General features: G+C 52.4%; 11 protein-coding genes. All 11 read left to right on the forward strand.

The features are described from left to right. Positions 1–136: 136 nt before the first annotated feature. The 11 genes from ispU (at position 137) to dnaE (ending at position 13,839) form a co-directional block, all read left to right on the forward strand. Complete coding sequence (gene ispU, locus HUZ68_RS03770) at positions 137–895, forward strand: (2E,6E)-farnesyl-diphosphate-specific ditrans,polycis-undecaprenyl-diphosphate synthase (RefSeq protein WP_001295562.1); 759 nt, start codon at positions 137–139, stop codon at positions 893–895. Positions 896–907: 12 nt separating this feature from the next. Continuing rightward, the gene (cdsA, locus tag HUZ68_RS03775; RefSeq protein WP_000922446.1) at positions 908–1,765 is read left to right on the forward strand and encodes a phosphatidate cytidylyltransferase; all 858 of its coding nucleotides are present in this window, start codon (positions 908–910) and stop codon (positions 1,763–1,765) included. Between the two features lie 11 nt (positions 1,766–1,776). Further along, positions 1,777–3,129, forward strand: a complete 1,353-nt coding sequence (gene rseP / locus HUZ68_RS03780) for a sigma E protease regulator RseP (protein WP_033814563.1) — start codon at positions 1,777–1,779, stop codon at positions 3,127–3,129. A gap of 29 nt (positions 3,130–3,158) precedes the next feature. Beyond that, a complete protein-coding gene (gene bamA / locus HUZ68_RS03785) occupies positions 3,159–5,591 on the forward strand; it encodes an outer membrane protein assembly factor BamA (RefSeq protein WP_001240896.1) in 2,433 nt (810 codons plus the stop codon). A gap of 121 nt (positions 5,592–5,712) precedes the next feature. Beyond that, a complete protein-coding gene (gene skp / locus HUZ68_RS03790) occupies positions 5,713–6,198 on the forward strand; it encodes a molecular chaperone Skp (protein ID WP_239594035.1) in 486 nt (161 codons plus the stop codon). Positions 6,199–6,201: 3 nt separating this feature from the next. Continuing rightward, the gene (gene lpxD, locus HUZ68_RS03795) at positions 6,202–7,227 is read left to right on the forward strand and encodes a UDP-3-O-(3-hydroxymyristoyl)glucosamine N-acyltransferase (RefSeq protein ID WP_033814562.1); all 1,026 of its coding nucleotides are present in this window, start codon (positions 6,202–6,204) and stop codon (positions 7,225–7,227) included. A gap of 104 nt (positions 7,228–7,331) precedes the next feature. After that, positions 7,332–7,787 (forward strand): 3-hydroxyacyl-ACP dehydratase FabZ, encoded by a 456-nt coding sequence (gene fabZ / locus HUZ68_RS03800; RefSeq protein ID WP_000210739.1) that lies wholly within the window; start codon positions 7,332–7,334, stop codon positions 7,785–7,787. Positions 7,788–7,790: 3 nt separating this feature from the next. Next, on the forward strand, positions 7,791–8,579 hold the full coding sequence (gene lpxA / locus HUZ68_RS03805) for an acyl-ACP--UDP-N-acetylglucosamine O-acyltransferase (RefSeq protein ID WP_000565966.1): 789 nt from the start codon (positions 7,791–7,793) through the stop codon (positions 8,577–8,579). Further along, a complete protein-coding gene (lpxB, locus tag HUZ68_RS03810; RefSeq protein WP_033814561.1) occupies positions 8,579–9,727 on the forward strand; it encodes a lipid-A-disaccharide synthase in 1,149 nt (382 codons plus the stop codon). Before lpxA ends, lpxB begins: the two co-directional genes overlap by 1 nt. Next, positions 9,724–10,320 (forward strand): ribonuclease HII, encoded by a 597-nt coding sequence (gene rnhB / locus HUZ68_RS03815; protein WP_000569430.1) that lies wholly within the window; start codon positions 9,724–9,726, stop codon positions 10,318–10,320. The genes lpxB and rnhB overlap by 4 nt, the downstream gene beginning before the upstream one ends. Positions 10,321–10,356: 36 nt before the next feature. After that, positions 10,357–13,839: a DNA polymerase III subunit alpha gene (gene dnaE, locus HUZ68_RS03820; RefSeq protein ID WP_001612380.1), complete on the forward strand. Its 3,483-nt coding sequence runs from the start codon at positions 10,357–10,359 to the stop codon at positions 13,837–13,839.

The following is a 13,839-nucleotide window of genomic DNA, read 5'->3' on the forward strand; positions in this document are numbered from 1 at the left end:
ATATAGTCTGCGCTATCTGATCGTAAGTAGTTGGCTTTATAAGGTCAGGTATGCCGTGGTTTTACACGGCTTTTTTTTGTATAGGCTTCAGTATTCCTGAGTACCGTAAACCCTGTCAGGGAATAAAAAACGCGTGATGTTGTCTGCTACTCAACCACTTAGCGAAAAATTGCCAGCGCATGGCTGCCGTCATGTAGCGATCATTATGGACGGCAATGGTCGCTGGGCAAAAAAGCAAGGGAAGATTCGTGCCTTTGGGCATAAAGCCGGGGCAAAATCCGTCCGCCGGGCTGTCTCTTTTGCGGCCAACAACGGTATTGAGGCGTTAACGCTGTATGCCTTTAGTAGTGAAAACTGGAACCGACCAGCGCAGGAAGTCAGTGCGTTAATGGAACTGTTTGTGTGGGCGCTCGATAGCGAAGTAAAAAGTCTGCACCGACATAACGTGCGTCTGCGTATTATTGGCGATACCAGTCGCTTTAACTCGCGTTTGCAAGAACGTATTCGTAAATCTGAAGCGCTAACAGCCGGGAATACCGGTCTGACGCTGAATATTGCGGCGAACTACGGTGGACGTTGGGATATAGTCCAGGGAGTCAGGCAACTGGCTGAAAAGGTGCAGCAAGGAAACCTGCAACCAGATCAGATAGATGAAGAGATGCTAAACCAGCATGTCTGTATGCATGAACTGGCCCCTGTAGATTTAGTAATTAGGACTGGGGGGGAGCATCGCATTAGTAACTTTTTGCTTTGGCAAATTGCCTATGCCGAACTTTACTTTACAGATGTTCTCTGGCCCGATTTCGATGAACAAGACTTTGAAGGGGCGTTAAATGCCTTTGCTAATCGAGAGCGTCGTTTCGGCGGCACCGAGCCCGGTGATGAAACAGCCTGATGGGGGTCGCTTTTGCTGAAGTATCGCCTGATATCTGCTTTTGTGTTAATACCCGTCGTCATCGCGGCGTTGTTTCTGTTGCCGCCGGTAGGGTTCGCCATTGTAACGCTGGTGGTCTGCATGCTGGCAGCGTGGGAATGGGGACAGCTTAGCGGTTTTACCACTCGTTCGCAGCGAGTATGGTTGGCGGTGTTATGCGGGTTATTGTTGGCGCTGATGCTTTTTCTGTTGCCGGAATATCACCGAAATATTCATCAACCGCTGGTTGAAATCTCACTTTGGGCTTCGCTGGGTTGGTGGATTGTCGCGCTATTGCTGGTGCTGTTTTACCCAGGTTCCGCAGCAATCTGGCGTAACTCTAAAACATTGCGCCTTATTTTTGGCGTGCTAACCATTGTTCCCTTCTTCTGGGGCATGCTGGCGTTACGGGCCTGGCACTACGACGAGAATCATTACAGTGGCGCAATATGGCTGCTCTATGTCATGATCCTGGTATGGGGCGCTGACTCTGGCGCATATATGTTTGGCAAATTGTTTGGTAAACATAAGCTGGCACCGAAGGTTTCTCCGGGTAAAACCTGGCAAGGCTTTATAGGTGGACTCGCGACCGCAGCAGTAATCTCATGGGGTTATGGCATGTGGGCGAATCTCGACGTCGCTCCCGTCACCTTACTCATTTGCTCTATTGTCGCAGCGTTAGCCTCAGTGCTCGGCGATCTGACTGAGAGTATGTTTAAGCGTGAAGCAGGAATTAAGGACAGCGGTCATTTAATTCCAGGACACGGTGGTATTTTAGATCGTATTGATAGCCTGACGGCTGCGGTACCGGTCTTTGCTTGCTTGTTGTTACTGGTATTCAGGACGCTTTAACGGAAGGTAATATGCTGAGTTTTCTCTGGGATTTGGCTTCGTTCATCGTTGCACTGGGTGTACTTATCACCGTGCATGAATTTGGTCATTTCTGGGTTGCCCGGCGTTGTGGTGTTCGCGTTGAGCGTTTCTCAATAGGGTTTGGTAAGGCGCTCTGGCGGCGAACTGATAAGCTCGGCACCGAATATGTTATCGCCCTGATCCCGTTGGGCGGTTATGTCAAAATGCTGGATGAGCGCGCAGAACCGGTCGTTCCGGAACTCCGCCACCATGCCTTCAATAATAAATCTGTCGGCCAACGAGCGGCGATTATTGCCGCAGGTCCGGTTGCAAACTTCATTTTTGCTATCTTTGCCTACTGGCTGGTTTTTATTATTGGTGTGCCTGGCGTACGTCCGGTGGTTGGCGAAATAGCAGCCAATTCGATAGCTGCGGAAGCACAAATTGCACCAGGTACGGAACTAAAAGCCGTAGATGGTATCGAAACGCCTGATTGGGATGCCGTGCGTTTGCAGTTGGTCGATAAAATTGGCGATGAAAGCACCACCATTACAGTAGCGCCATTTGGCAGCGACCAACAGCGGGATGTAAAGCTCGATTTACGTCACTGGGCGTTTGAGCCTGATAAAGAAGATCCGGTATCTTCGCTGGGGATTCGTCCTCGTGGGCCGCAAATTGAACCTGTACTGGAAAATGTGCAACCAAACTCGGCGGCAAGCAAGGCAGGTTTGCAAGCAGGCGACAGGATCGTTAAAGTCGATGGTCAGCCCTTAACGCAGTGGGTGACCTTTGTGATGCTTGTCCGGGATAACCCGGGTAAATCCTTAGCGTTAGAAATCGAAAGGCAGGGAAGTCCCTTGTCTTTGACATTAATCCCGGAGAGTAAACCGGGTAATGGTAAAGCGATTGGTTTTGTCGGTATTGAGCCGAAAGTCATTCCTTTGCCAGATGAGTATAAAGTTGTACGCCAGTATGGGCCGTTCAACGCCATTGTCGAAGCCACGGACAAAACGTGGCAGCTGATGAAGCTGACGGTCAGTATGCTGGGAAAATTGATCACCGGTGATGTGAAACTGAACAACCTCAGTGGGCCGATCTCTATCGCCAAGGGGGCTGGGATGACAGCGGAACTCGGGGTTGTTTATTACCTGCCGTTTCTTGCGCTTATTAGCGTGAACTTAGGGATAATTAACCTGTTTCCGTTGCCCGTACTTGACGGGGGGCATCTGCTGTTCCTTGCGATCGAAAAGATCAAGGGCGGACCGGTATCCGAGCGGGTTCAAGACTTTTGTTATCGCATTGGCTCGATTCTGCTGGTGCTGTTAATGGGGCTTGCACTTTTCAATGATTTCTCTCGGTTATGAGAGTTAGTTAGGAAGAACGCATAATAACGATGGCGATGAAAAAGTTGCTCATAGCGTCGCTGCTGTTTAGCAGCGCCACCGTATACGGTGCTGAAGGGTTCGTAGTGAAAGATATTCATTTCGAAGGCCTTCAGCGTGTCGCCGTTGGTGCGGCCCTCCTCAGTATGCCGGTGCGCACAGGCGACACGGTTAATGATGAAGATATCAGTAATACCATTCGCGCTCTGTTTGCTACCGGCAACTTTGAGGATGTTCGCGTCCTTCGTGATGGTGATACCCTTCTGGTTCAGGTAAAAGAACGTCCGACCATTGCCAGCATTACTTTCTCCGGTAACAAATCGGTGAAAGATGACATGCTGAAGCAAAACCTCGAGGCTTCTGGTGTGCGTGTGGGCGAATCCCTCGATCGCACCACCATTGCCGATATCGAGAAAGGTCTGGAAGACTTCTACTACAGCGTCGGTAAATATAGCGCCAGCGTTAAAGCTGTCGTGACCCCGCTGCCGCGCAACCGTGTTGACCTAAAACTGGTGTTCCAGGAAGGTGTGTCAGCTGAAATCCAGCAAATTAACATTGTTGGTAACCATGCTTTCACCACCGACGAACTGATCTCTCATTTCCAACTGCGTGACGAAGTGCCGTGGTGGAACGTGGTAGGCGATCGTAAATACCAGAAACAGAAACTGGCGGGCGACCTTGAAACCCTGCGCAGCTACTATCTGGATCGCGGTTATGCCCGTTTCAACATCGACTCTACCCAGGTCAGTCTGACGCCAGATAAAAAAGGTATTTACGTCACGGTGAACATCACCGAAGGCGATCAGTACAAGCTTTCTGGCGTTGAAGTGAGCGGCAACCTTGCCGGGCACTCCGCTGAAATTGAGCAGCTGACTAAGATCGAGCCGGGTGAGCTGTATAACGGCACCAAAGTGACCAAGATGGAAGATGACATTAAAAAGCTTCTCGGTCGCTATGGTTATGCCTATCCGCGCGTACAGTCGATGCCCGAAATTAACGATGCCGACAAAACCGTTAAATTACGCGTGAACGTTGATGCGGGTAACCGTTTCTACGTGCGTAAGATCCGTTTTGAAGGTAACGATACCTCGAAAGATGCCGTCCTGCGTCGCGAAATGCGTCAGATGGAAGGTGCATGGCTGGGGAGCGATCTGGTCGATCAGGGTAAGGAGCGTCTGAATCGTCTGGGCTTCTTTGAAACTGTCGATACCGATACCCAACGTGTTCCGGGTAGCCCGGACCAGGTTGATGTAGTCTACAAGGTGAAAGAACGTAACACTGGTAGCTTCAACTTCGGGATTGGTTACGGTACTGAAAGTGGCGTGAGCTTCCAGGCTGGCGTGCAACAGGATAACTGGTTAGGTACAGGTTATGCTGTTGGTATCAACGGGACCAAAAACGATTACCAGACCTATGCTGAACTGTCGGTAACCAACCCGTACTTCACCGTAGATGGCGTAAGCCTCGGTGGTCGTCTCTTCTATAATGACTTCCAGGCAGATGACGCCGACCTGTCCGACTATACCAACAAGAGTTATGGTACAGACGTGACGTTGGGCTTCCCGATTAACGAATATAACTCGCTGCGTGCAGGTCTGGGTTATGTACATAACTCCCTGTCCAACATGCAGCCGCAGGTTGCGATGTGGCGTTATCTGTACTCTATGGGTGAACATCCGAGCACCTCTGATCAGGATAACAGCTTCAAAACGGACGACTTCACGTTCAACTATGGTTGGACCTATAACAAGCTTGACCGTGGTTACTTCCCGACAGATGGTTCACGTGTCAACCTGACCGGTAAAGTGACCATTCCGGGATCGGATAACGAATACTACAAAGTGACGTTAGACACGGCGACTTATGTGCCGATCGATGACGATCACAAATGGGTTGTTCTGGGTCGTACCCGCTGGGGTTATGGTGATGGTTTAGGCGGCAAAGAGATGCCGTTCTACGAGAACTTCTATGCCGGTGGTTCCAGCACCGTGCGTGGCTTCCAGTCCAATACCATTGGTCCGAAAGCAGTTTACTTCCCGCATCAGGCCAGTAATTATGATCCGGACTATGATTACGAATGTGCGACTCAGGACGGCGCGAAAGACCTGTGTAAATCGGATGATGCTGTAGGCGGTAACGCCATGGCGGTTGCCAGCCTCGAGTTCATCACCCCGACGCCGTTTATTAGCGATAAGTATGCTAACTCGGTTCGTACTTCTTTCTTCTGGGATATGGGTACCGTTTGGGATACAAACTGGGATTCCAGCCAATATTCTGGATATCCGGACTATAGTGATCCAAGCAATATCCGTATGTCTGCGGGTATCGCATTACAATGGATGTCCCCATTGGGGCCGTTGGTGTTCTCCTACGCCCAGCCGTTCAAAAAGTACGATGGAGACAAGGCAGAACAGTTCCAGTTTAACATCGGTAAAACCTGGTAAGTGTTCTCCACAAAGGAATGTAGTGGTAGTGTAGCGATGACTTTAGGCGATCAATATAAGATCGCCGGGCCACGCAAAGAACTGCACCCTCCGGTGCAAATGGGATGGTAAGGAGTTTATTGTGAAAAAGTGGTTATTAGCGGCAGGTCTCGGTTTAGCACTGGCAACTGCTGCTCAGGCGGCTGACAAAATTGCAATCGTCAATATGGGCAGCCTGTTCCAGCAGGTAGCGCAGAAAACCGGTGTTTCTAACACGCTGGAAAATGAGTTCAAAGGCCGTGCCAGCGAACTGCAGCGTATGGAAACCGATCTGCAGGCTAAAATGAAAAAGCTGCAGTCCATGAAAGCGGGCAGCGATCGCACTAAGCTGGAAAAAGACGTGATGGCTCAGCGCCAGACTTTTGCTCAGAAAGCGCAGGCTTTTGAGCAGGATCGCGCACGTCGTTCCAACGAAGAACGCGGCAAACTGGTTACTCGTATCCAGACTGCTGTGAAATCCGTTGCCAACAGCCAGGATATCGATCTGGTTGTTGATGCAAACGCCGTTGCTTACAACAGCAGCGATGTAAAAGACATCACTGCCGACGTACTGAAACAGGTTAAATAAGTAATGCCTTCAATTCGACTGGCTGATTTAGCGCAGCAGTTGGATGCAGAACTACACGGTGATGGCGATATCGTCATCACCGGCGTTGCGTCCATGCAATCTGCACAAACAGGTCACATTACGTTCATGGTTAACCCAAAATACCGTGAGCATTTAGGCTTGTGCCAGGCGTCCGCGGTTGTCATGACCCAGGACGATCTTCCTTTCGCGAAAAGTGCCGCGCTGGTAGTGAAGAATCCCTACCTGACTTACGCGCGCATGGCGCAAATTTTAGATACCACGCCGCAGCCCGCGCAGAACATTGCACCCAGTGCGGTGATCGACGCGACGGCGAAGCTGGGTAACAACGTATCGATTGGCGCTAACGCGGTGATTGACTCCGGCGTTGAACTGGGCGATAACGTGATTATCGGTGCCGGTTGCTTCGTAGGTAAAAACAGCAAAATCGGTGCAGGTTCGCGTCTCTGGGCGAACGTAACCATTTACCATGAGATCCAGATCGGTCAGAATTGCCTGATCCAGTCCGGAACAGTGGTAGGCGCAGACGGCTTTGGTTATGCCAACGATCGTGGTAACTGGGTGAAGATCCCACAGATTGGTCGCGTAATTATTGGCGATCGCGTGGAGATCGGTGCCTGCACAACCATCGATCGCGGCGCGCTGGATGACACGGTTATTGGCAATGGCGTGATCATTGATAACCAGTGCCAGATTGCACATAACGTCGTGATTGGCGACAATACGGCGGTTGCCGGTGGCGTCATTATGGCGGGCAGCCTGAAAATTGGTCGTTACTGCATGATCGGCGGAGCCAGCGTAATCAACGGGCATATGGAAATATGCGACAAAGTGACGGTTACGGGCATGGGTATGGTGATGCGTCCCATCACTGAACCAGGCGTCTATTCCTCAGGCATTCCGCTGCAACCCAACAAAGTCTGGCGCAAAACCGCTGCACTGGTGATGAACATTGATGACATGAGCAAGCGTCTGAAATCGCTTGAGCGCAAGGTTAATCAACAAGACTAACGTTCCATCTTTTGTTCGCCAAACTTTACGGCCTGTCTCATTCTTACGATTGCGGCAGGCCGTGTTATTATTGTCGTTTCTTATATTTTGACAGGAAGAGTATCTTGACTACTAACACTCATACTCTGCAGATTGAAGAGATTTTAGAACTTCTGCCGCACCGTTTCCCGTTCTTACTGGTGGATCGCGTGCTGGATTTTGAAGAAGGTCGTTTTCTGCGCGCAGTAAAAAATGTCTCTGTCAATGAGCCATTCTTCCAGGGCCATTTCCCTGGAAAACCGATTTTCCCGGGTGTGCTGATTCTGGAAGCAATGGCACAGGCAACAGGTATTCTGGCGTTTAAAAGCGTAGGAAAACTGGAACCGGGTGAGCTGTACTACTTCGCCGGTATTGACGAAGCGCGCTTCAAGCGCCCGGTCGTGCCTGGCGATCAAATGATCATGGAAGTCACTTTCGAAAAAACGCGCCGCGGCCTGACCCGTTTTAAAGGGGTTGCTCTGGTCGACGGTAAAGTAGTTTGCGAAGCAACGATGATGTGTGCTCGTAGCCGGGAGGCCTGATACGTGATTGATAAATCCGCCTTTGTGCATCCAACCGCCATTGTGGAAGAGGGCGCGTCGATTGGCGCGAACGCTCACATTGGTCCTTTTTGTATCGTTGGACCCCATGTCGAAATTGGTGAGGGTACCGTACTGAAATCTCACGTTGTCGTGAATGGTCATACTAAAATTGGCCGCGATAATGAGATTTATCAGTTCGCCTCCATCGGCGAAGTTAACCAGGATCTGAAATATGCTGGCGAACCGACCCGCGTGGAAATCGGCGATCGTAACCGCATTCGCGAAAGCGTCACCATTCATCGTGGCACAGTCCAGGGCGGTGGATTGACGAAGGTGGGCAGCGACAACTTACTGATGATCAACGCGCACATTGCGCACGATTGTACGGTAGGTAACCGCTGTATTCTCGCCAACAACGCAACGCTGGCGGGTCACGTATCGGTTGACGACTTCGCGATCATCGGCGGCATGACCGCAGTCCATCAGTTCTGCATCATTGGTGCGCATGTGATGGTTGGCGGCTGCTCCGGTGTGGCGCAGGACGTCCCTCCTTATGTCATTGCGCAGGGTAACCACGCCACGCCGTTCGGTGTCAATATCGAAGGGCTGAAGCGCCGCGGATTCAGCCGTGAGGCGATTACCGCTATCCGCAATGCGTATAAGCTGATTTATCGTAGCGGTAAAACGCTCGATGAAGTGAAACCGGAAATTGCTGAACTGGCGGAAACATATCCGGAAGTGAAAGCCTTTACCGATTTCTTTGCACGCTCAACGCGCGGTCTGATTCGTTAATGACTGAACAGCGTCCATTAACGATTGCCCTGGTCGCCGGAGAAACCTCCGGCGATATCCTGGGGGCCGGTTTAATCCGCGCTCTGAAAGAACGTGTGCCCAACGCCCGCTTTGTTGGCGTTGCCGGGCCACGAATGCAGGCTGAAGGCTGCGAAGCCTGGTACGAAATGGAAGAACTGGCGGTAATGGGCATTGTTGAAGTGCTCGGTCGTCTGCGTCGCTTACTGCATATTCGTGCCGATCTGACAAAGCGTTTTGGCGAACTGAAGCCAGATGTTTTTGTTGGTATTGATGCGCCTGACTTCAATATTACCCTCGAAGGTAACCTTAAAAAGCAGGGTATCAAAACCATTCATTACGTCAGTCCATCCGTCTGGGCGTGGCGACAGAAACGCGTTTTCAAAATAGGCAGAGCCACCGATCTGGTGCTCGCATTTCTGCCTTTCGAAAAAGCGTTTTATGACAAATACAACGTACCGTGCCGCTTTATCGGTCATACCATGGCTGATGCCATGCCATTAGATCCAGATAAAAATGCCGCCCGTGATGTGCTGGGGATCCCGCACGATACTCACTGTCTGGCATTGTTGCCGGGAAGTCGTGGCGCGGAAGTTGAGATGCTTAGCGCCGATTTCCTGAAAACGGCCCAGCTTTTGCGCCAGACGTACCCTGATCTGGAGATCGTGGTGCCGCTGGTGAATGCCAAACGCCGCGAGCAGTTTGAACGCATCAAAGCTGAAGTCGCGCCAGACCTTTCAGTTCATTTGCTGGATGGGATGGGCCGTGAGGCGATGGTCGCCAGCGATGCGGCACTACTGGCGTCGGGGACGGCAGCCCTGGAGTGTATGCTGGCGAAATGCCCGATGGTGGTGGGATATCGCATGAAGCCTTTTACCTTCTGGTTGGCGAAGCGGCTGGTGAAAACTGAATATGTCTCGCTGCCAAATCTGCTGGCGGGCAGAGAGTTAGTCAAAGAATTATTGCAGGAAGAGTGTGAGCCGCAAAAACTGGCTGCGGCGCTGTTACCGCTGTTGGCGAACGGGAAAACCAGCCACGCGATGCACGATACCTTCCGTGAACTGCATCAGCAGATCCGCTGCAATGCCGATGAGCAGGCGGCACAAGCCGTTCTGGAGTTAGCACAATGATCGAATTTGTCTATCCGCACACGCAGCTGGTTGCGGGTGTGGATGAAGTCGGACGCGGGCCGTTAGTTGGCGCGGTCGTCACCGCTGCGGTGATCCTTGACCCGGCGCGCCCGATTGCCGGGCTGAATGATTCCAAAAAGCTGAGCGAAAAACGCCGTCTGGCGCTCTATGAAGAGATCAAAGAGAAAGCGTTGAGCTGGAGTCTGGGCCGCGCGGAACCCCACGAAATCGACGAGCTGAACATTCTTCATGCGACCATGCTGGCGATGCAGCGTGCCGTCGCTGGGCTGCATATTGCGCCGGAATATGTGTTGATTGATGGTAACCGCTGCCCGAAATTACCGATGCCTGCGATGGCTGTGGTGAAAGGCGATAGCCGCGTACCGGAAATCAGTGCCGCGTCTATCCTGGCGAAAGTGACGCGCGACGCCGAAATGGCGGCGCTGGATATTGTTTTCCCGCAATATGGTTTTGCCCAACACAAAGGGTATCCAACCGCTTTTCATCTGGAAAAACTGGCTGAACACGGCGCGACCGAACACCATCGGCGCAGCTTTGGGCCTGTCAAACGCGCACTGGGACTTGCGTCCTGATTCTTGTGTCGAGATTAAGTAAACCGGAATCTGAAGATGTCTGAACCACGTTTCGTACACCTGCGGGTGCACAGCGACTACTCGATGATCGATGGCCTGGCCAAAACCGCACCGCTGGTAAAAAAGGCGGCGGCGTTGGGTATGCCAGCACTGGCGATCACCGATTTCACCAACCTTTGCGGTCTGGTGAAGTTCTACGGAGCGGGACATGGCGCAGGGATTAAGCCTATCGTCGGGGCAGATTTTAACGTCCAGTGCGACCTGCTGGGTGATGAGTTAACCCACCTGACGGTACTGGCGGCGAACAATACCGGCTATCAGAATCTGACGTTGCTGATCTCAAAAGCGTATCAGCGCGGGTACGGTGCCGCCGGGCCGATCATCGATCGCGACTGGCTTATCGAATTAAACGAAGGGTTGATCCTTCTTTCCGGCGGGCGCATGGGCGACGTCGGACGCAGTCTTTTGCGTGGTAACAGCGCGCTGGTAGATGAGTGTGTCGCGTTTTATGAAGAACACTTCCCGGATCGCTATTTTCTCGAGCTGATCCGCACCGGCAGGCCGGATGAAGAAAGCTATCTGCACGCGGCGGTGGAACTGGCGGAAGCGCGCGGTTTGCCCGTCGTGGCGACTAACGATGTGCGCTTTATCGACAGCAGCGACTTTGACGCACACGAAATCCGCGTCGCGATCCACGACGGCTTTACCCTCGACGATCCTAAACGCCCGCGTAACTATTCGCCGCAGCAATATATGCGTAGCGAAGAGGAGATGTGCGAGCTGTTTGCCGACATCCCCGAAGCTCTTGCCAACACCGTTGAGATCGCCAAACGTTGTAACGTAACCGTGCGTCTTGGTGAATACTTCCTGCCGCAGTTCCCGACCGGGGACATGAGCACCGAAGATTATCTGGTCAAGCGTGCAAAAGAGGGCCTGGAAGAGCGTCTGGCCTTTTTATTCCCTGATGAGGAAGAACGTGTTAAGCGCCGCTCGGAATATGACGAACGTCTGGAGACTGAACTTCAGGTTATCAACCAGATGGGCTTCCCGGGCTACTTCCTCATCGTTATGGAATTTATCCAGTGGTCGAAAGATAACGGTGTACCGGTAGGGCCAGGCCGTGGCTCCGGCGCAGGCTCACTGGTGGCCTACGCGCTGAAAATCACCGACCTCGATCCGCTGGAATTTGACCTGCTGTTCGAACGTTTCCTTAACCCGGAACGTGTCTCCATGCCTGACTTCGACGTTGACTTCTGTATGGAGAAACGCGATCAGGTTATCGAACACGTAGCGGACATGTACGGTCGTGATGCGGTATCGCAGATTATCACCTTCGGTACGATGGCGGCGAAAGCGGTGATCCGCGACGTAGGCCGCGTGCTGGGGCATCCGTACGGCTTTGTCGATCGTATCTCGAAACTGATCCCGCCCGATCCGGGGATGACGCTGGCGAAAGCGTTTGAAGCCGAGCCGCAGCTGCCGGAAATCTACGAAGCGGATGAAGAAGTTAAGGCGCTGATCGACATGGCGCGCAAACTGGAAGGGGTCACCCGTAACGCCGGTAAGCACGCCGGTGGGGTGGTTATCGCGCCGACCAAAATTACCGATTTTGCGCCGCTTTATTGCGATGAAGAGGGCAAACATCCGGTCACCCAGTTTGATAAAAGCGACGTTGAATACGCCGGACTGGTGAAGTTCGACTTCCTTGGTTTGCGTACGCTCACCATCATCAACTGGGCGCTGGAGATGATCAACAAGCGGCGGGCGAAGAATGGCGAGCCGCCGCTGGATATCGCCGCGATCCCGCTGGATGACAAGAAAAGCTTCGACATGCTGCAACGCTCGGAAACCACGGCGGTATTCCAGCTTGAATCGCGCGGCATGAAGGACCTGATCAAGCGTCTGCAACCTGACTGCTTCGAAGATATGATCGCACTGGTGGCACTGTTCCGCCCTGGTCCGTTGCAGTCAGGGATGGTGGATAACTTTATCGACCGTAAACATGGTCGCGAAGAGATCTCCTATCCGGACGTGCAGTGGCAGCATGAAAGCCTGAAACCGGTACTGGAGCCAACCTACGGCATTATCCTGTATCAGGAACAGGTCATGCAGATTGCCCAGGTGCTTTCTGGTTATACCCTCGGTGGCGCGGATATGCTGCGTCGTGCGATGGGTAAGAAAAAGCCGGAAGAGATGGCGAAGCAGCGTTCTGTATTTGCTGAAGGTGCAGAAAAGAACGGAATCAACGCCGAACTGGCGATGAAAATCTTCGACCTGGTGGAGAAATTCGCGGGTTACGGATTTAACAAATCGCACTCTGCGGCCTATGCTTTGGTGTCATATCAAACGTTATGGCTGAAAGCGCACTATCCTGCGGAGTTTATGGCGGCGGTAATGACCGCCGATATGGACAACACCGAGAAGGTGGTGGGTCTGGTGGATGAGTGCTGGCGGATGGGGCTGAAAATCCTGCCACCAGATATAAACTCCGGTCTTTACCATTTCCACGTCAACGACGACGGCGAAATCGTGTATGGTATTGGCGCGATCAAAGGGGTCGGTGAAGGTCCGATTGAGGCCATCATCGAAGCCCGTAATAAAGGCGGCTACTTCCGCGAACTGTTTGATCTCTGCGCCCGAACCGACACCAAAAAGTTAAACCGGCGAGTGCTGGAAAAACTGATCATGTCCGGGGCGTTTGACCGTCTTGGGCCACATCGCGCAGCGCTGATGAACTCGCTGGGCGATGCGTTAAAAGCGGCAGATCAACACGCGAAAGCGGAAGCTATCGGTCAGGCCGATATGTTCGGCGTGCTGGCCGAAGAGCCGGAACAAATTGAACAATCCTACGCCAGCTGCCAACCGTGGCCGGAGCAGGTGGTATTAGATGGGGAACGTGAAACGTTAGGCCTGTACCTGACCGGACACCCTATCAACCAGTATTTAAAAGAGATTGAGCGTTATGTCGGAGGCGTAAGGCTGAAAGACATGCACCCGACAGAACGTGGTAAAGTCATCACGGCTGCGGGGCTCGTTGTTGCCGCGCGGGTTATGGTCACCAAGCGCGGCAATCGTATCGGTATCTGCACGCTGGATGACCGTTCCGGGCGGCTGGAAGTGATGTTGTTTACTGACGCCCTGGATAAATACCAGCAATTGCTGGAAAAAGACCGCATACTTATCGTCAGCGGACAGGTCAGCTTTGATGACTTCAGCGGTGGGCTTAAAATGACCGCTCGCGAAGTGATGGATATTGACGAAGCCCGGGAAAAATATGCTCGCGGGCTTGCTATCTCGCTGACGGACAGGCAAATTGATGACCAGCTTTTAAACCGACTCCGTCAGTCTCTGGAACCCCACCGCTCTGGGACAATTCCAGTACATCTCTACTATCAGAGGGCGGATGCACGCGCGCGGTTGCGTTTTGGCGCGACGTGGCGTGTCTCTCCGAGCGATCGTTTATTAAACGATCTCCGTGGCCTCATTGGTTCGGAGCAGGTGGAACTGGAGTTTGACTAA

This window comes from Shigella dysenteriae, assembly GCF_022354085.1.
In the GTDB taxonomy this organism is placed as follows: Bacteria; Pseudomonadota; Gammaproteobacteria; order Enterobacterales; family Enterobacteriaceae; genus Escherichia; species Escherichia coli.